Origin of the sequence: Flavihumibacter stibioxidans (assembly GCF_014332695.1) — a bacterium.
GTDB classification, from domain to species: domain Bacteria; phylum Bacteroidota; class Bacteroidia; order Chitinophagales; family Chitinophagaceae; genus Flavihumibacter; species Flavihumibacter stibioxidans.
The window spans coordinates 116,147-136,169 of the sequence record NZ_MBUA01000023.1 but is presented as its reverse complement, the minus strand read 5'-3'; the positions used below and the strand labels follow the sequence as shown (position 1 = coordinate 136,169).

Annotated in this window: 13 protein-coding genes; 6 read left to right on the top strand and 7 right to left on the bottom strand. The window is 48.2% G+C overall.

All coding sequences use genetic code 11. The features are described from left to right. Positions 1-22: 22 nt before the first annotated feature. Positions 23-871, bottom strand: coding sequence for an alpha/beta fold hydrolase (locus BC349_RS11895; RefSeq protein WP_187256987.1), 849 nt, complete (start codon positions 869-871; stop codon positions 23-25). Positions 872-904: 33 nt separating this feature from the next. Here BC349_RS11895 and BC349_RS11890 point away from each other — a divergent pair, with 33 nt between their 5' ends. Further along, the gene (locus BC349_RS11890; RefSeq protein WP_222840162.1) at positions 905-2,371 is read left to right on the top strand and encodes an amidohydrolase; all 1,467 of its coding nucleotides are present in this window, start codon (positions 905-907) and stop codon (positions 2,369-2,371) included. A 72-nt stretch (positions 2,372-2,443) separates the two neighbouring features. Here the strand turns inward: BC349_RS11890 and ricT are convergent, their stop codons facing one another. From ricT to radA, 6 genes are all read right to left on the bottom strand, one after another. Next, the gene (gene ricT, locus BC349_RS11885) at positions 2,444-3,895 is read right to left on the bottom strand and encodes a regulatory iron-sulfur-containing complex subunit RicT (RefSeq protein ID WP_246456929.1); all 1,452 of its coding nucleotides are present in this window, start codon (positions 3,893-3,895) and stop codon (positions 2,444-2,446) included. A gap of 136 nt (positions 3,896-4,031) precedes the next feature. Next, on the bottom strand, positions 4,032-5,264 hold the full coding sequence (locus BC349_RS11880) for a DNA polymerase III subunit (protein WP_187256985.1): 1,233 nt from the start codon (positions 5,262-5,264) through the stop codon (positions 4,032-4,034). Between the two features lie 12 nt (positions 5,265-5,276). Continuing rightward, positions 5,277-5,789: a glutathione peroxidase gene (locus tag BC349_RS11875; RefSeq protein WP_187256984.1), complete on the bottom strand. Its 513-nt coding sequence runs from the start codon at positions 5,787-5,789 to the stop codon at positions 5,277-5,279. 39 nt (positions 5,790-5,828) lie between these two features. Next, entirely contained in the window at positions 5,829-7,226 is a 1,398-nt protein-coding gene (locus BC349_RS11870; protein WP_187256983.1) for a choice-of-anchor Q domain-containing protein, read from the bottom strand. A 42-nt stretch (positions 7,227-7,268) separates the two neighbouring features. After that, complete coding sequence (locus BC349_RS11865; RefSeq protein WP_187256982.1) at positions 7,269-7,979, bottom strand: ComF family protein; 711 nt, start codon at positions 7,977-7,979, stop codon at positions 7,269-7,271. Positions 7,980-8,032: 53 nt separating this feature from the next. Continuing rightward, positions 8,033-9,403, bottom strand: coding sequence for a DNA repair protein RadA (radA, locus tag BC349_RS11860; RefSeq protein ID WP_187256981.1), 1,371 nt, complete (start codon positions 9,401-9,403; stop codon positions 8,033-8,035). A 549-nt stretch (positions 9,404-9,952) separates the two neighbouring features. On the opposite strand from radA, the gene BC349_RS11855 reads away from it, so the two are divergent. The 5 genes from BC349_RS11855 to BC349_RS11835 all read left to right on the top strand — a co-directional run bounded on the left by BC349_RS11855 (position 9,953) and on the right by BC349_RS11835 (position 19,985). Continuing rightward, complete coding sequence (locus BC349_RS11855) at positions 9,953-10,639, top strand: zinc metallopeptidase (RefSeq protein WP_222840161.1); 687 nt, start codon at positions 9,953-9,955, stop codon at positions 10,637-10,639. A gap of 318 nt (positions 10,640-10,957) precedes the next feature. Then, a complete protein-coding gene (locus tag BC349_RS11850) occupies positions 10,958-14,095 on the top strand; it encodes a SusC/RagA family TonB-linked outer membrane protein (protein ID WP_187256980.1) in 3,138 nt (1,045 codons plus the stop codon). A 20-nt stretch (positions 14,096-14,115) separates the two neighbouring features. Then, on the top strand, positions 14,116-15,774 hold the full coding sequence (locus BC349_RS11845) for a SusD/RagB family nutrient-binding outer membrane lipoprotein (RefSeq protein WP_187256979.1): 1,659 nt from the start codon (positions 14,116-14,118) through the stop codon (positions 15,772-15,774). 14 nt (positions 15,775-15,788) lie between these two features. Beyond that, entirely contained in the window at positions 15,789-16,655 is an 867-nt protein-coding gene (locus BC349_RS11840) for a hypothetical protein (RefSeq protein WP_187256978.1), read from the top strand. Between the two features lie 276 nt (positions 16,656-16,931). Beyond that, positions 16,932-19,985: a SusC/RagA family TonB-linked outer membrane protein gene (locus tag BC349_RS11835; protein WP_222840160.1), complete on the top strand. Its 3,054-nt coding sequence runs from the start codon at positions 16,932-16,934 to the stop codon at positions 19,983-19,985. Positions 19,986-20,023 lie beyond the last annotated feature (38 nt).

Below are 20,023 nucleotides of genomic sequence, written 5' to 3'. Positions count from 1 at the left end.
CCTGGATGGTGAATGGCCGGCGCTATTCACCATTTTTTATGGAAAGAAGTATCTCCCGGATTTCTTCAAAGTGGGTCCAGGGGATGAAATGTCCGCCGCCTAACCAGGTGGTATCCCTGATTGGTGCGCCGACCAGCATTTTCAAACCGAAATCAACGTTGACAGGAGGAACCCAACTGTCTTTCCTGCCATGGATAAAATAAACCGGGCAATTGATTTCACCCAGCCTCGGCGATAATTTTTTTAAGTCCGATTTCAGGTAAATCAACTCCTGGTTGGAGGGCCTGAAAGCACCCGGCAGTAAATAGTTGAGCGGGGTTTTTGCTGCCAGGTAGCGCCATCTCTCGGGCTTCTCTGCCGCGGGGTCAATACTTCCTGCTAACAGGAATATTTCATCTGCCAGCCCGGGATAATCCAGCTGCAATTGCAGTGCCATTGGTGCCCCGAGTGAATGACCAAGCATGCGGAATTTCTTCCCGTTTTTCAACTTTTGTATCACCGGTCCCATCTGCCTGGATTGTTCCGCGAGGTTTTCCGGCTTCCCGAAATTACTGTACCCAAATCCGGGCCTGTCGATGCTGATCAGCCTGAAACGACTCCTTAGTGAGCTGTCAAGCAGGTAGGGTTCGAAAGCTGTCCAGCTGCCGGGAGTGCCATGGATAAATAAGAGGGTAGGCATGGTATCTGAGCCGGTCTGGACATAATGTATCGTATTGCCATCATTGCGATCCGTAAACGACCTGAGTTCCACTCCTTTTTTAGCGAAACCGCTGATTGCTTTTTTATCCGGGGTACGGAAAGTCAGGCAGCTTTGCGCAAATACCAGCCAGCAGCATAAAAACAGTAAAATGGCAATAACTGATTTTTTCATAAATACTTTAAATTGTACAATCAATCCCTCAATATGTTTTACAGGTTAAGATTTTTTGTACCCGCTTTGATGATCCTGGGCTCCTCCCATCTCCAGGCCCAGAAAAAAAAACCGGCACCCGCTGCCGATAAGTGGAAACAACAGGCTAAGCAGGACCTCGATTTGCAATATGGCTACTATAAAGATATTGCTTTGCGGATATGGGACTATTCCGAGCTGGGATATAAGGAGCAGAAGAGTTCTGCGCTTCTGCAACAGGCACTGAAAGATAAAGGATTCCAGGTGGAAAGCGGAGTGGCGGGCATACCCACGGCGTTTGTGGCAACTTACGGAACCGGTCAGCCTGTTATCGGCATCCTTGCGGAATATGATGCATTGCCTGGTCTCTCACAACAAGCTATACCCGAAAAAAAGCCTGCTGAAGGAAGGGCCTCGGGACATGGTTGCGGGCATAATTTATTTGGTACGGCTTCGGTTGCTGCCGGAATCGAACTGAAACAGCTGATCGACCAGAATAAATGGAAGGGTACCATCAAAGTCTATGGCACCCCGGCGGAGGAAGGCGGCTCGGGTAAAGTGTACCTGGTGAGGGCCGGTCTGTTCAACGGTGTGGATGCGGTGATCCACTGGCACCCTTCTGATCAGAATACTACCTGGGTAGATGGTGCACTGGCCAATAAATCTGCCAAGTTCCGGTTTTACGGGACCTCCGCGCATGCAGCGGCAGCCCCGGATAAAGGCCGGTCCTCTCTGGATGCGGTGGAAGCCATGAACCATATGGTGAATATGATGCGGGAACATGTTCCTTCCAATGCAAGGATTCATTATGTGATTACCAGCGGTGGCAAAGCTCCCAATGTGGTCCCGGATTTTGCAGAAGTTTATTATTATGTAAGACACCCCAAAAGGGACGTTGTGATGGAGATTTTTGACCGCATTTCCAAAGCAGCAGATGGTGCGGCCCTGGGTACCGGTACCCGCACTGACCATGAAATCATTGGGGGAACCCACGACCTGCTGATCAATAACACCCTGGCTGATCTGATGCAGCAGAACCTGGTAAAAGTGGGCGGGGTGAACTATACTGCAGACGAGTTGGATTTTGCAAGGAAAATTCAGGCCGGACTAGGATTTGCAGCACCACCAGTTGCATCTGCCGGGGAGGTACAACCGCTCAATAAGGAGTCTGGTGAAACGATGGGTTCCACCGATGTGGGAGATGTAAGCTATACCGTGCCAACGGTTGGACTGCAGGCAGCTACATGGGTTCCCGGAACACCAGCCCACAGCTGGCAGGCTGTTGCCAGCGGGGGTACGGAAATCGGTACCAAGGGTATGATGGTTGCTGCCAAGACGATGGCATTGACCGCTATTGATTTATTAATGAATCCTTCAGAACTGCAAAAGGCAAAGCTGGAGTTTGACCAATCCCGGGGTGCCGGCTTTAAATATATTCCCCTGCTGGGCGACCGCGCACCGGCATTGAATTACCGGGATTAAAAAAAGGCTTCTGACGTTTCCGATTACCAATTCAGTCATCATAAACGTCAGAAGCCTTTTCCAATGTATTGTTTATTCTTTTGGTCCCTCGTTCCTGGGAGTGTTTGCACCCGAATCTGGTCTTTCACCACCCTGCCTGTCCGGGCCGCCTGGTCTTTGCTGCCCTCCCTGCCTGGGTGGGCGTTGTTGCCTTTCTCCACCCTGCGGACGACCACCCTGCGGGCGTTCCCCCTGCGGACGATTTCCCTGCGGACGATCTCCGCCTGGTTGCTGGCGGCCCTGCCCCTGCTGTCCCTGTGGCCTTGGCTGTCCCTGCTGTTGTTTAGGCTGTTGCCCCTGTGGCTTCGGTTGTTGTCCCTGCCTTCCACCCTGGCCTCCCTGTGGTGGAACCTGTCCGCGCGGCTCACGTTGTTCACGGGCTTCCCTTGGTTCCCTGCCCGGCTGCTGACCTCCACCGGCCCTGGGTCCAGCCGGTTTCTGCCTCTGCTGCTGTTGCTGCTGCTTGCGGCGACGGTCATTTTTCTCCAGGCTGCGCAGGCTGATCTGGCCAACCACATCCACAAATTCAGGTTCCACTTCCTTAGGTTTGGAGCTGGTTACATCAACCGCTTCCAGTTCATCGGGTGTGATGCCCTGTGCATTGAGGGATTGTATCTTTCGAACCCTTTCAATGGTCAGGGGGTATTGTTTATTGCTTTCCGGCAACACATACCACATCAGGTTCTTGAAAATATCTTTTTTGATCAGGTTTGCTGTGCCCCTGGCTACCCTGATGGTATCTGCCCTGTCTGGGAAACCCTGCAAAGCATCCAGGTAGGTATCCAATTCATAATTGAGGCAGCATTTCAGCCGGCCGCATTGGCCGCTGAGCTTGGTCTGGTTGATGCTCAGGTTCTGGTAACGTGCCGCCGTGGTGTTAACACTTTTGAAATCCGTTAACCATGTACTGCAGCAGAGCTCGCGACCGCAACTGCCGATGCCACCCACTTTTGCGGCTTCCTGCCGGGCGCCGATCTGGCGCATTTCCACCTTAACCTTGAATTCGCTGGCATATATCTTGATCAGTTCACGGAAGTCAACCCGGTCATCAGCAATGTAAAAGAAGGTCGCTTTCCGCCCATCCGCCTGGATCTCCACTTCGCTGATCTTCATCTCCAGTTTCAACTGGCGGGCGATGGCACGGGCACGAATCACCGCTTCTGCTTCACGGGCCTTGTTGACTTTCAGCAATTCAAGATCCCGTTCGTTGGCCCTGCGCAAAACTTTTTTCATTTCAGGGTCAAATTCATTGATACCCCTTTTCCTCAGCTGGAGGCGTACGATTTCTCCTGTAAGGTTGATCTCGCCTACATCCACACCGCTTACACCCTCTACCGTAACCTGCTCACCCTTGTCAAAATGCTGCAGGGCATTATTCCTGAAAAAATCCTTCCGGCTTCCGTTATTGAAAGATACTTCCACCACCTTACAGGCAGATTCCGTATCGGCAAATGGCAGGTTCTGCAACCAATCGAAGGCATTCATCCGGTTGCAACCGCCGGAGGAACATCCTCCGTTGCTTTTACAACCATTCGGTTTCCCGGTTCCACAACTACTACAACCCATATATAGATAATAAAATGAATGTGAATTAATTAGATTTTACAAATATAGGCGAAAACTACCATGGCTTTACCGTGGCTTTATCGCGCAGAATATGGAACAGCTTGAGACTGAGGGCATGGAAAAGCATTTTCGCATTAGCATTTCTTTCAATATAATAGGCTGCTTTGTCCAATTCCTCCACAATGGCTTCCTGCTGTTCCAGGTTGGCCATCTTATTGATACGAAGAATAAAATCCTTTTCCGAAACCGGCAGGCGCGATGCCCATTCGCTGTTCTCTCCCAATATCCTGATCCTTACACTCTGCTCCAGCAGGTGGTTGAAATACCTCAGGAACTGCTTCTGTTTTTCCCTGCCCTGTTTGCTGACTTCCTCGATCCATTTTACCAGTGAAATAGGACCATTTTTAAGAATGGCATTGAGCCATTCCCGCACCAGGTGCTGCCAGTCGTCACCGGCATGGTGCAGATGCTGCAATGCCTCGCGGTAATTGCCTTCACAGATGGCAGCAATCTGCCTGGACTGTTCCACTGCAACACCTGCCCTTTGATGTAGCGCATCGGCAATTTCAGCATCGCTGAGGGCAGGTATCTTCACCAGCTGGCAACGCGATAAAATGGTTTGCAGAATCATCGATTCATTTTCCGCAACCAGCAGGAACAGCGTATTGGGTGGCGGTTCTTCAATGAGCTTGAGCAATTTGTTCCCTTCCTTGCCCAGCATTTCGGGCATCCACATCACCAGCACCTTATGCCTGCTCTCAAAGGTCTTCAGGCTTAACTTGCGGATGATCTCATTACATTCGTCTGCCGTGATATTCCCCTGCCTGTTCTCCGCATTGATGCTTTGCAGCCAGTCGTATAGGTTGCCATAGGGCATTTGCTTTACAAATTCCCGCCATTCAGTTGCATAATCCGTACTGACCGGTTTGTCGCCCGATTTTTTCGGGATTACCGGGTAGGAAAAATGTATGTCGGGGTGTACCAGCGCGGCAGCTTTTAAGCAGGCGGAACAAATACCGCAGGCATCAGAGCGCATTGGGGGAGGGGTATCGGGAGAGGAGGAGGCGTCGCCGAAGAGCGAGGGGCTGGCAGCGGTGGCGGTATTGCCGTAATACATGTCAGACACCTTTTCGCATACGATATACTGGGCGAAGGCCAGGGCCAGCGGCAATGCTCCGCTGCCTTCCTTTCCCAGGAATAAAAGCGCATGGCTCAGCCTGTTCTGCTGAACCATCTCGGTTAATTTTTCTTTTATTTCAGATTGTCCTGCAATTTCGGCAAATACCATGCGGCGAATATACTAATTCAGGTATTTGGTAATGGCTTCATCTGTTGGTTTCACCTTACTCGGAAATACGGCCAGCAGTTTGCCATTTTCATCTACCAGGAACTTGGTGAAATTCCATTTGATGGGATCTTTAATGCCCATTTTCTCCGCTTCCTCCGTCAGGTACTTGAATAAAGGATGGATATCGCTGCCTTTTACGGAGATTTTCTCAGAGAGCGGGAAGCTTACGCCAAAATTCTTTTTACAGAACTCTGCAATCTCCGCGTTGGAGCCCGGTTCCTGTCCCATGAAATTATTGGCAGGGAAACCGATCACCGCAATCTTGCTGCCATATTTTTCGTGCAGTTCCTGCAGGTCCGAATATTGTTTGGTAAACCCGCATTTGGAGGCTGTGTTCACAATCAGCATTTTCTTACCCCTGTATGTGGCTAGGTCCAGGGGCTTGCCATCGATTCCGTTGAGTTTGAAATCGTAAATGCCCATGGTGGCAACCAGTATCATGGAAATCATTAATGTTTTGAGCATGTTTGTTAAGTTTTCAGGATGAATTACAAATATCCGGGATTATTGTTTTTCAAAAGCCCCAATATCAGGTAAGCCGTTGTTTCGCGGACGGCCATCCAGGTCGGTGGGAAGAGAAACCGGCTGTCCCTTGTCTATTGCCGGGGAACCACTTTTCAGGCGGAAATTATAACTGGTGACGGCACCGGCAGTGGATTCAAAAAGCGGGTCAGCATTTAACTGCATGTTAACGGCACTGATGTGTTCACCCGGATTTTTCATCTTCCATATCCCGTCATGAAAGGATACCTGCCAGGACGCAGTTCCTTCCTTCACCGCCACTACTTCGTTTTCCACGGTCCCGCCATCACTCCAGAATATGGAATTGATGAACCTGGCCTGCATAGGTGCGGTTTGTACTGTATTGTTGATCCGGATGCCATCGCTCAGGAATAGAACAGGGTCTTTGTGTAACATCCATGAATTGCTGTATGCTGCAATGGTGCAATGACGGAAGAGGTAATTGCCACCATATATAAGTTGTACACTTTTACCGCAATTGCTGATCAGGCAGTTGTTGGCTTCAATGGAGCTGTTCACTGCCAGCAGGCCCGCGTCCCAGGCATTGTCAATAATACATTGATTCAACACAAGCTTGCTGGTCGCCGATCCTGACGGACCTTCCACCACCATGCCCTGGTAAGCGTTTTGAATGATCGCATAATCAAGACGGTTAGCTTTACTGCTGTTGCGAAAATAAATACCCGGCCAGCCGGCAGGGAAATCCCTGTAAGGGTCATCCAGCCGGTCGCCTTTGAATACCACTCGGTCGGCCATCGCTGTATCGCCATCCACCACCAGGCTGCCATCGACCAGTATGGGAGCATCTGAATGCATATATATATGAGTGCCTTTGGTTATGTGCAGCCTCACATTTTTGGCAATGGTCATTGGGCCGATGATCACATAGGGCAGTTCATTATTCCATTCCGTATTCATATTGATATTCCCGTTACGGATATAGCGGGCATTTTGTCCCCAGGCATCCAGTTGTACCCATCTTTTGTTACCATTCCATTCGATCAGGATGCTGTCCCTAATAATAAATGGCAGGTTGGCGGTATTAGGCGGAACAGTGGTGTTTACAAATACCTGCGCACTGTCATTGGCTGCAATTTCAATATCGGTAACAAGCGGACCGGCTTCTCCGTTGACGTTGATACGGAAAACGGAATTATTTCCCCCGGACAGGCTAACCGAACTGAGCCTGATCTTCTGGTCATTGGTGTTGATAATCCTGAACCGTTGGGTGATGGAACCGGTATTGGTAAAGACAGTATCGAAGTGAAGCGTATCTGCAGTTGTTCCCAGGCTTGCGTCTTCACTGGTCAGCAGGTTGTCCTTGCTGCAGGAAGCCATAATAATGGTGATCAGGACAATTGAAAAGAGGTAACGCCACATATGATCAAAAATAATCCAGCCGCTACCAACAGGAAAAATTATTTAATGCGGCAGGGTATATGCGAAACAACAGATGCTGAGTTTCAATCCGGGTACCTGCAACAATTGCCGTCCCATTGCCTCGAGTGTGGCTCCGGTGGTAACCACGTCATCCACCAGTAATACATGCCGGTTGACCAGGCTGTTTTCATCTTTGATGCCGAAAGCCTGCCGCATGTTATCCCATCTTTCCTCCCTGTGTTGTTTTGTCTGTGAACTGGTGGCAGATTGCCGGTAAACTGTTTCCGGCAAACATGGCTTCCCTGTAATTTCGGAAATGCCATTACAGAGCAACTCAGCCTGGTTATAACCCCGTTGCAGTTTTCGTTTGTGGTGGAGCGGCATGGGCAGCAGCAGATCTGCTTCATGGTACCAGGGGCATTTCAGCAACTGGTAACCCATCCATCTTCCCAGTTGCCTGCCTGCATCTTTTCTGAACTGGTATTTGACCTGGTGCATTAATTGTTGTACCCGGCTTTTTTTGGTGAAGAAACAACAGGCTGCCGCATGTTCCAGGTGGATGCGGCCCCGGAATATCTCTTCTACCGCATTGGTATCCTGTTGCAGGTAACCTGTTACCGGCAGCAGCGAAATACATTGGGAACAGATTCCTTCGCCCGGCTCCAGGATATCGGTTCCGCAACCTGCACAGTTGTATGGAAAAACAAGATGACCGAATGAAGAGAGAATATTCCTGAAGGATGATTTAACCATTGAACAAAATAGCCAATCATCCAAAGGCTGGGAAGCGTGATTACACCCTTTTATCAGAACAGTAACCTGTACACATCTTCCACCCGGCTGACGGGAACAACTTCAATATGCGATCCTGTTTTAGCCATACCTTTCTGGTTGTAACGGGAGATCAGGATTTTTTCAAAGCCAAGTTTTTCAGCTTCAGCGATTCTTTGTTCAATCCGGTTGACAGACCTGATTTCACCACTGAGTCCGACCTCCCCGGCAAAACAGATCGTATGGGGAACCGGTATGTCGGTATAGGAGCTCAGCAAAGCGCAAAGAACGGAAAGGTCAATCGCCGGGTCTTCCACTTTCAGTCCACCTGCAATATTGAGGAATACGTCTTTGGTGCCGAATTGAAATCCGCCTCTCTTTTCCAGTACTGCCAGCAGCAACTGTAATCTCCTGAGGTCAAAACCACTCACCGTGCGCTGCGGTGTGCCATAAACGGATGGAGTAACCAGGGCCTGCACTTCTATCAGGAAAGGGCGCATGCCTTCTATGGTTGCGGCTATTGCGATACCACTCAGTTGTTCTTCCTTATGGGAGAGAAGGATGTCGCTGGGGTTGAGTACACCTTTCATACCGGAAGAACTCATTTCATAGATCCCCAATTCGGCTGTACTGCCAAAGCGGTTTTTGAGTGTGCGCAGAATGCGGTAGGCATAATGGCGGTCGCCTTCAAACTGTAATACGGTATCCACCATGTGTTCCAGGATTTTTGGTCCGGCAATTGCGCCATCTTTTGTAATGTGGCCGATGAGGAATACCGGTGTATTGGATTCCTTGGCAAAACGTTGCAACTCGGCGGCGCATTCGCGGATTTGTGACACACTGCCGGGAGACGATTCTATGTGTGAGGTATGGAGAGTCTGGATGGAATCAATGATTACCAGGTCGGGTTTCAGTTTTTTGATCTCCTGGAAAATCTGCTGGGTGTTGGTTTCCGTAAGGAGATAAAATTCTTCACTGCTGAACGCCAGCCGTTCGGCTCGCATCCTGATCTGTTGTTCACTTTCCTCGCCGCTTACATACAGTACCCTGATTTGTTGAAGTTGTAAACCGATCTGGAGAAACAACGTGGATTTACCGATACCTGGTTCGCCGGCAACCAGTACTATACTGCCTGCAACTATCCCGCCACCGAGCACGCGGTTCAATTCTGTATCGGGAGTAATGATCCTGTTCTCTTTGGTAACTGAAATGTCCTGCAGGCGGGTTACGCCAGGTTTGGAAGATTTATGATCAGACTGCCAGGGTGTGGCATTTTGTTTTGTTGCTGTTTGTTTTATCTCTTCCACAAAAGTATTCCACTGTTGACATGCCGGACATTTACCCAGCCATTTTGCACTTTCATAACCACATTGCTGGCAAAAGAAAGAGGATTTTATTTTACTCATGGGACAAATGTAAGAGTGATAGAGAGACAGAGGGAATTAGATATGAAGAGAGGAGAGATTGAGAAGAGGAAATACATCGATATGAAAAATGCTGGAGGACGCAGAAGAAAACCGAAGCAGAAAAACAGGATGGTGAATGTTTTGAAAAATAATTTTTTCGGTCCGGGAAAACGCTGATTCCGGAAAAGTAAAAAGGCCAGCATTGCTGCTGACCCTTTACTTACTAACCCATTAAATTCTTGCACTAAATTACGAATATGGGGCACATTTCAAAATAATTTTTTAGTCCTGTGAATAACTTTTAGGGGTAGCCCGGACTGACTGGAGAGGTGTTCTGGCTCTATATAAGAAACTATAAATCAGCATATTATGGAGTTTATATATTTTTAGTGACCCAGAGATGAACCGCTAAATTGTCAGGGAAATTTTCGGTTTTTTTGTAAAGGTGTCAAAACGGCCGGGGTAGGGTAAAAAAACGGTCAATTGGGGTCATTAATCCATTTTGGTCATAGCTTTGTTATAAGTATATACTTTAATAATCAGAATTTTATGACACCGTCTATTATGTTTGTTTCGTTGCTTTTTGTGGGAATCAGCATGCTGGTTTCCTTTGCCCTGAAAAGCAGGATCAAAAAGTACAGCCAGACCCCTATGCGGTCGGGGTTATCGGGTAAGGAGATTGCTGAGCGCATGCTCCGTGAGAATGGAATCTATGATGTCCAGGTGGTGCCATCCAATGGTTTCCTGAGTGACCACTATAACCCGGTTACCAAAACGGTAGCCCTCAGCCCGGATATTTATGAAGGCCGAAATGTGGCTGCCGCTGCGGTTGCGGCCCATGAATGCGGTCATGCCGTTCAGCATGCCACTGCCTATCCCTGGCTGACCATGCGTTCCAAGCTGGTTCCAGCTGTTCAGGTCAGTTCAGGCCTGGTGCAGTGGGTTTTGCTGGCTGGTATCCTCATGATCAACACATTTCCCGATCTTTTGCTGGGGGGTATTATCCTGTTTGGGGTAACCACCCTTTTTTCCCTTATTACGCTTCCAGTGGAATTTGATGCCAGCAGGCGGGCCCTTGCCTGGCTGGAAACCACCAATATTACCACGGCTGAGGAACAGCCTAAGGCTAAGGATGCGCTGAAATGGGCAGCCATGACCTATGTGGTGGCCGCAGTAGCCTCCATTGTAACCCTGGTTCAATACATATTGATTTACCAGGGGCGCGACAGGGACTAAGGGTTCACTGAATTATTAAAGCCGGTCAGATTCTGACCGGCTTTTTTATGCCTTTTAGTACACCATCTGAATGCAGTGAAATATGATGAACGGTAAATCAGGATAAGTTGAAAAACTGCTTAAATAGACGGATTTCCGGTTTGTTAACAAATAATTGTGAAATAAATTTGAATTTAATGGGTAATCATGTGATAAATACCATCAAAAATTTATTTACGATAGAATTTGGTTAAAATGTTAAAATACTTTTAAATTTATACGAACGGATCTTGTTACCCGAACAAGAATTCATTAAATAACCAAAAACACACAAAGCTCATGAGAAGAAAAATCTTCCTGGCGGGCATTCTGTTGCTGTGCATACAGCTCATTATGGCCCAAACAGTGGAAGTCTCTGGTAGGGTAGTAGATGCCCAGGGTAATCCGATACCAGGGGTTTCAGTTACAGAAAGGGGCTCCAGGCGGGGAACCTCCACCGATGTCAATGGAAACTACAAACTGTCTGTAAAAACAGGTGCCGTCCTCACCTTTACAAGTGTTGGCTTCGACCGGATGCAGGTAACTGCCAATACCAATACGGTTAATATTACATTGACGGCTTCCGACCAGGCATTGAACGAAGTAGTTGTGACTGCCCTTGGTATTAAAAAGGAAAAGAAAGCCCTTGGATATGCGGTGGCAACCGTTGACAAAAAGGCGCTTGAACTTCGTCCGGATGGTGATGTTGGCCGTCTGTTAAATGGTAAGGCTCCCGGAGTAAACATTTTAGGTACCAGCGGTTTGTCCGGTTCTGGTACCAATATCAATATCAGGGGTATCAGTTCCCTGACCGGCGGAACACAACCGCTATTTGTGGTGGATGGTGTTCCCTTTGATGCGGCAACCAATAACCAGTTCGGGTTTACCCAGAACAGTTCTACTTCCAGCCGCTTCCTGGATCTGGATCCGAACAACATTGAAAACATCAGTGTGCTCAAAGGCCTGAGTGCTTCCGTATTATATGGGGAACTGGGTCGTAACGGGGTGATCCTGGTGACCACTAAAAACGGTTCCGGCCGCAAGCCGAAGAAAGGAATGGAAGTAACAGCTTCCCAATCTTACTTCCTTAACAAAGTGGCCAACCTTCCTGAATACCAGGATTCCTATGGCGCCGGCTTTGAAAACTCAGTTGGTGCTGCCTTTTATAGTAACTGGGGTGGCCGACTGGAAGGTCAGGAATATGCACACCCCTATTCCAGGGCAGCCCTCAATGCTGCTTTCCCGGAATATGTAGGGGCAACAGCAATTTATAAACCATATAACAGTGTGGAGAATTTCTTCCGTGATGGAGTGGTTAGCACCACCGCGGTGAACGTCAGCGGTGCTACGCAGAACACCACCCTGAATGCCAACTTCGGCTACCTGGATGATGTGGGCTTCACCCCAGGCAACCGCCTGATCAGGAATACTGTTGGTATGGGTGGTACCGCCAAGCTCAGCAATAATTTTACCCTGAGTGGTACCATCAACTATGTAAAAACAGATATGAAAACACCACCAAACGGTACTTCCTTCGGTAGTGGTTCTGATTTCGGTTCCGTATTTGGTGATATCATTTATACTCCCAGGAACATTGACCTCATGGGCTGGCCTTACCAGAACCCAATTGACGGATCATCTGTTTATTATCGTGGTGGTAATGATATCCAGAACCCCAGGTGGACCGTTAACAACGCATTTGTGGGAAGCAAGGTGCAGCGTACCTATGGTAACCTGATGTTGAAATATGACATCATGAAGGGACTGAGTGCTTCTTATCGTTTCGGATATGACAACTACAGCGAATACCAGTTCTATTCAGTAAACAAAGGTGCGGCTGATGGCTTCCCTCTGGGTATCCACCAAACCACCAATGCCAGCAACCAGATACTGAACCACGATTTCTTCCTGAACTATCTGACCGATCTGGGTGATAACTGGGACCTTACGGTGGACCTGGGTATCAACTCTGTGGAGCGTACTTACCAGCAGAGCGGCCTGCGCTCTACCAACCAGCTGGTTTTTGGTTTGTTTGACCACGACAACTTTGTGAACTATTCCCCCAATGGTCTCGACTACCTCGTAAAGAGCCAGTCCATGGGTATCTATGCCAACGCTTCAATTGGCTATAAGCAGTTTTTATATGTAAACCTGGGTGGCCGTAACGGCTGGAGTTCAACCCTGGAAAAAGCCAACCGCTCCCTGTTTTATCCCAGTGTGAGTGCGTCCTTTATTCCAACTTCAGCATTTGCCGGATTGCAGAACAGCAATTTCCTGAATTATCTGAAGATCCGTGCAGGTCTGGCTACCAGCGCCCGTTTCCCTGATCCGTACAATACCAGGCCTTCATTGGTAATCGGTTCACAGTCCTTTGTTGACCGTTCCGGAAATGTGGTGAACACCAACCAGTTCAGCACCCGTTTGCCGAACCCTGATCTCAAACCCGAATTGTTGAAAGAATATGAATTGGGTCTGGAAGGCAGGATCATTGACAACAGGATCAATTTCGACATCACAGTTTACAGCAGGATCGCAAAAGACCAGATCCTCAGCCGTGACCTCGATCCTTCTACCGGCTTCAACGTTACCAGCATCAACGCCGGTAAAGTAAGAAACCAGGGTGTGGAAGTCGGACTGGGTTACAATGTTGTACGCAACCGTAACTGGAACTGGCAACTGGATGGAGTACTTACCTTGAACAGGAACAAAGTACTGGACCTTCCGGATGAGATCGAAAACCTCGTTCTGAGCGGATTCACCGACCTGGGTAACTTCGCCATCGAAGGATATCCGGTAAACATCATCCAGGGTTCTTCCAACCAGCGCGATGCAAAATCAGGAAAGCCGGTTATCGGACCAAACGGTGATTATGTGATCAACAACGATCTTACCATTATCGGTGATCCCAACCCTGATTACAAGCTAACAGGTATCAGTACCCTAAGTTATAAGGGATTCTCTTTCCGCATGCAGTGGGATTATACCCATGGTGGTGATATCTACAGCCGTTCAGCAGCTACCCTGCTGGCACGTGGCGTTACCAAGGACACTGATTTTGACCGTTACCAGATGTTTATCCTGGAAGGTGTTGATGCCAGCGGAAACCCGAATACGGTTCAATCTTCCGCCACCAGCCTGTTCTTTAACAACTACCTGGGTGCTGATGAAAACAATATGTGGGATGCTAGTGTGATTCGTTTGAGAGAAGCTTCTCTTTCTTACAACCTGGATGAAAAACTATTGAAGAAAACACCTTTTGGCAGCCTGTCCATCACCATTTCTGGTCAGAACCTCTGGTACAATGGCATCAACATGCCCAAGTATACCAATGTGGATCCTGAAACCAGCAGTCTGGGTGTAGGAAACGGTATGGGCTTCGAACTCCTTACCGGACCTACTTCCAAGCGTTATGGCGCCAGTCTTCGTGCTTCCTTTTAATTAAAACAAACTGAATTACAATGAACGTACAAAAAATAGTTTTTTCCGCTTTACTGCTCGGGTCACTGGCCTCCTGCACAAAAGTGGAAGACAAATTCGATGAATTGCTCATCAACCCCAACAACCCGCAGCCGGAGGCTGCGAACGTTGACCTGTTCCTGAACAGGGTTCAGCTGGGGGTTTCCTCCGTATTCAATACTGCTTCATCTGTGGGTGGCAAACTGACCCGCCAGGAAGTATTCTACGGCCCGCTGTATAACAACGGATACAACCCGCAAAGTTTCAACGGTGTATGGAGTACTGCCTACACCAGTGTTTTGCAGAATGCCAATAATATGATTACCCTGGCACAATCGCAGAACCGGCTGATTCATGTGGGCATAGGAAAGATCCTGAAAGCATATACACTGGCCACACTGGTGGATATGTTCGGGGATGTACCCTATTCCGAAGCCAACCTGGGTGCGGCCAACACCAATCCCAAAGCGGATCAGGGTTCAGCAGTGTATGCTGCCTGTATGGGCCTGCTGGATGAAGCCATTGCTGATATCGGCAGTTCGGTATCCTCTACACCGGCACCAAGTAATGACCTGTTCTATGGCGGCAACAAAACCCGCTGGGTAACAGCAGCCAAAACACTTAAACTGAAACTGCTGATCACTACCAGGCTGGTGGATGCAGGCGCGAAGGATAAGATCAATGCCCTGCTGGCAGCAAATGATCTGATCGATACGAATGCTGAAGATTTCACTTTCAAGTATGGTACCAAACAGGATGCGCCGAACAGCCGCCATCCCAGGTTTAATACCTATTACACTGCAACCGGCGCCGGCGATTATATCGGTACTTATTTCATGTGGTCGATGACCCAGGAAAAAGCGCTGGGTACATTTGGTGATCCCCGCACCCGCTATTATTTCTACCGCCAGAAAACCAACCTGGGTGGTGTGAGTGAAGACAACCTGCCATGCGCCGGTATTGCACCTCCTGCCCACTATGTAACTTCCGATGCACCATATTGCTGGCTCAGCGGCGGTTTCTGGGGCCGTGACCATGGTGATGACAGTGGTATTCCACCAGATGGAACCATGCGGACAGCATATGGTATCTATCCTGCCGGTGGTAAGTTTGATGCCAACCAGAATGTTCGGGTGAACATCAACGATGGCGCACAGGGTATGGGCATCGCACCCATCTGGATGTCTTCCTTCACTGATTTTGTAAAAGCAGAGGCTGCCCTTGTACTTGGTACAACAGGTGACCCCCGCGCTTTACTTGAATCAGGTGTGAAAAAATCCATCGCTACCGTACTGGCTTATCCTGCTTCCATTGGCCAAAGCATCAGTTCTGATTTCATACCCACGCAGGCTACCATCGATGCTTATGTGAACAGGGTATTGGAGATCTACGACAATGCCAGTACAACAAAGGAAAGACTGGAAGTAATTATCAAGGAATACTACCTGGCATCCTGGGGTAATGGCCTGGAACCATACAACAGCTATCGCCGTACCAGCCTTCCATCCAACCTCCAGCCAACCCTGCAGACTTCTCCTGGTGTTTATATGCGTTCCTTCTGGTTGCCGGCTGATTATGTGAACCTGAACCTGAATGCAGATCAGAAAGCGGATGTTGGTGTGAAAGTATTTTGGGATACCAACCCGGATAATCTTAAATAAGAAAAAATACCAAGATGAAAATATTCAATAAAATAATATTCCTGCTTGCGGCCGTTCTTGTCCTGGGGTTATCATCCTGCGAAAAGAAAACAGGAACAGGACCGCTCATTACCACACTGGGTACGGGGGCATATGTAACCCTTAATAAATCCATCAATACCTACCTCAACTACAGCGACCTGAATAATACAACAGTTAGCATTGAAGTGAAGGAATATGGTAATCCGGGTGAAAAGGTGATCACGTATGTAAGTACAAACGGATCCATCGACAAAAGCACCTGGAAGCCGGTTGGTGAATTTCCACTGGCCAATGGAGTTGCCACCCTGGTGGTTTCTGCCAAGAGCATAGCTTCCGCGCTGGGTGTGCAGCCGACTGACCTGGCTCCCGGTAACTCCTACACTCTTTTCAACGAAGTGGTAACCAAGGATGGCAGAAGTTTTTCCATTGCCAACACCAATACTGATGTGGAGGGTAACTCCAACTACAATATGGCTTTGCGCTGGTCTGCCAGTGTGATCTGCCCCTTTGTTGCAGCAGATGCAGCGGGTACATATAAAATTACCCGCGATGACTGGGATGGCTCCGTTGGAGCAACCGTTGAAGCGACTGCAACCGACAAAACCCTGACCCTGACCTATGCCTTCCCTGCAGCAGCCAATCCGGGTAAAGCCCCCATCACCATTACCATCGATCAGGCCACCGGGGCTGCCACTGTTGCGAAGCAGGTATATGGCAGCTATGGAACCGGATATGAAAACTTTGCCTGCCAGGGTACCGGACTCGTGTTCTCCTGTGCCGGAAAAGTTACCCTAAGACTACAACACTTGCTGGGATCTTCCGATTATGGCACTTACCCATTGCAATTGCAAAAGCAATAGAAGGATTTTTCTTTTCTCATGTACATTGAAACCCTGGTATTCTTACCGGGGTTTTCTTTTGGATTGAACAGCAAAAACCATATTATTACTGTCTATCGTATTGGGAAAGGTTAATTTTCAGGAAATACTTGACAGGATTTAGTATAAATGTTTAAAATATACCGTAAAATCTTATGAAGTAACCGCACGGCAGAAATTAACGATCCTTTAACCGCCAATATCTTTGGCACAAATTAACAGTGTAACATGGCTGCAAAGAAAAAACTAGCTGGCTTAATGTGGAGTTTACTGCTCCTCACTGCATTGACAGTGCAGGCCCAAACCCGGCAGATCTCCGGAAAAATTACAGATCAGAAAGACGGTCAGCCCGTAATCGGGGCTACAGTGACCGTGAAAGGAACCACCATTTCGACTTCTACCGAGGTCGATGGAACGTTTAAATTATCTGTTCCTGCCAATGCCACAACTCTCGTGATTACATCAGTGGGGTACAAGGATGTGGAAGTGGCTGTTTCAGAAACGGTGAATGTTTCAATGGCCCAGGGACAGAGTGCCCTTTCGGAAGTGGTGGTTGTGGGATATGGTTCCCAGATCCAGCGTGACCTCACCGGTAACATCGCCCGCGTGAAGGCAAAAGATCTTGAAAACCTTCCTTTACCCAGTGTGGATGCCGCTTTGCAGGGTAAGGCAGCGGGTGTATATGTAAACAGCCAGTCCGGTAAACTTGGACAGGCAGTAACCGTAAGGGTTCGTGGTAACTCTTCTATCAGTGCCAGCAGCCAGCCATTATATGTATTGGATGGTGTACCGGTAACAACGGATGACCAGAGTTCTTACGGCGGTGCGATGAACCCCCTGATTGACCTGAACCCCAATGATATCGAATCCATGGAGGTATTGAAAGATGCTGCCGCTGGTGCCATCTACGGTTCAAGGGCTGCCAATGGAGTGGTACTCATCACAACCAAAAGAGGTAAGTCAGGTAAGACCAATATTTCAGCCAACTTCCAGACTGGTTTTGCAGAAGCTACCAGGAGGGTTGATTTCCTGAATGCCCAGCAATATGCTGAATTGTTCTACAGGTCTGCAGGTGCTCGTGACCAGATTGATGGTATTGATCCGGCGGATCCCGATAGCTGGACTTCCTATGCAGACTGGTTCATGGATTATTATAGTTTTGGTGAATATTCTGCTTCTTCTACCAAAACTTATAACTGGCAGGATAAGGCCTTCCAGAAAGGCAGCTACAACCAGGCTGATATCCAGCTGAGCGGTGGTAATGATAAGACAAAGTTTTATGCTTCCATGCAGTACCTGGATCAGATCGGTACCGTTGTTGGTAACAACCTGAAGAGATTGTCCGGCCGTCTGACAATTGACCACAAGGCTTACGACTGGTTGAATGTTGGCTTTACCAGCAGTTTGTCCCGTACAACAACCCGCCGTCTTCCCGGCGATAACGCCTTCTCTAACCCGGTACAGGCTTCAGCTATTCCAACCATTACTCCGTTCAATGATCCGGAAACCGGATTGCTGACAGGAACGCCTCCCGGTGATGAATATCGTGCTCTGTATTTCAACCCCTTTATTGCGATTGAGTATGCCCGTTATATTCAGTCTGGTTACAGGAATTTCAGTAATGCCTATGCAAGTGCTAAAATCCTGCCGGGCCTGAATTTCAGGTCTGAATTTGGTCTTGACCTCCTGGCTCAGCAGGAAGATGGATACTGGGGTTCCGAGAACAACAGGAACACCGAAGCGCCGAATGGTATCGGTGAGTACAATACTGCCTTTGTATTCAACTATAACACCAACAACTATTTCACCTATACGAAGGAATTTGGAAAGAGCAACCTGGAAGCAACCCTGGGTATGCAATACCAGAAAGCCACGTCAAATTACAGCAGGGTGGAAGGAAAGGATTTCCCTTCCAACTCCTACCAGAAAATTGCGAGTGCAGCGACCATTTCAGGTGGCAGCACTTCCCAGTCCCAATTCTCCTTCCTGTCTTATTTTGCCAGGGCCAACTACAAGTATGATGACAAGTACCTGCTTTCTCTTAGTCTGAGAAGGGATGCTTCTTCCCGTTTTGGTAAGAATTCCAGGGAAGGTTATTTCCCTGCTGCATCAGTAGGCTGGATATTGTCCAATGAAAACTTTTTGTCTAAAGTTGATGTCCTTTCCTTCCTGAAATTAAGGGCGAGCTATGGTGTGGTAGGTAATGCTGAGATCGGCAACTTCCCTCAACTGGGTCTTTTCACTGGTGATGCCGGTTATGCCGGTGCTGCCGGACAGCGTCCTTCCCAAATTGCTAACCCCGACCTGAAATGGGAAACAACCAAGCAATTTGACATTGGTCTTGATTTCGGTTTCTTCAACAACAGGATTAGCGGTGAACTGGATTATTATGTAAAGAATACTTCCGGCCTGCTGTTGAATGTGAATATTCCTGCTACCACCGGTTTCACTTCCCAGGTAAGGAACGTTGGTAAACTGGAAAACAAGGGTGTTGAATTTGTGTTGAATACACAGAACCTCACCGGTAAGTTCAAGTGGTCTACCAACATCAACATTGCCCGTAACAAAGGAAAAGTGAATGATCTGGACGGACAGGTGATTGAAGGTGGCGTGGGCAGTATGAACAGGGTTATGGAAGGCCAGCCTGTGGGTGTATTCTATGCTGTGGAATATGCAGGTGTTGATCCCAACAACGGTGACGCCCTCTTCTACAAGAATACAGACAACAACGGACAGATTGATAAAACAACTGTGAATGCCAGCGGTTATGGTCAAGCTTCAAGGGTGGTAGTGGGTGATCCGAACCCCGACTATGTTTTTGGTATCACCAATAACTTCTCCTACAAAGGCTTCGATCTTTCCGTATTCTTTAACGGTGTAACCGGCAACCAGATCAACATCTATGGTATGGGTCGTTATTCTTCAGCTAACTTCAGGTTTGAAGATAACCAGACTGCCGACCAGATGAATGCCTGGACCACACCCGGACAGAAAACAAGTATTCCTCAGGCAAGGTTGTATCGTAACAATGGTGCCCAGATCAGCAGCAGGTATATTGTTGACGGTGATTTTATCAGGCTCAGGAATATCAGCCTGGGATATAATCTTCCTGCCTCTGTAACCAGGAGGTTGAAACTGGAAAAACTGCGCTTTTATGTAAGTGGTCAGAACCTGTTGACAATTACAAATTATCCTTATTGGGATCCTGAAGTGAATGCGGATGATTTTGATTCCAATATTGCCAAGGGAAATGATTTTTATACTTCTCCCCAGCCAAGGACTATACTGTTTGGTATAAACATTGGATTGTAATCGGGTGAAAGCAGTTCATTAATAAAAAACAATTGGTT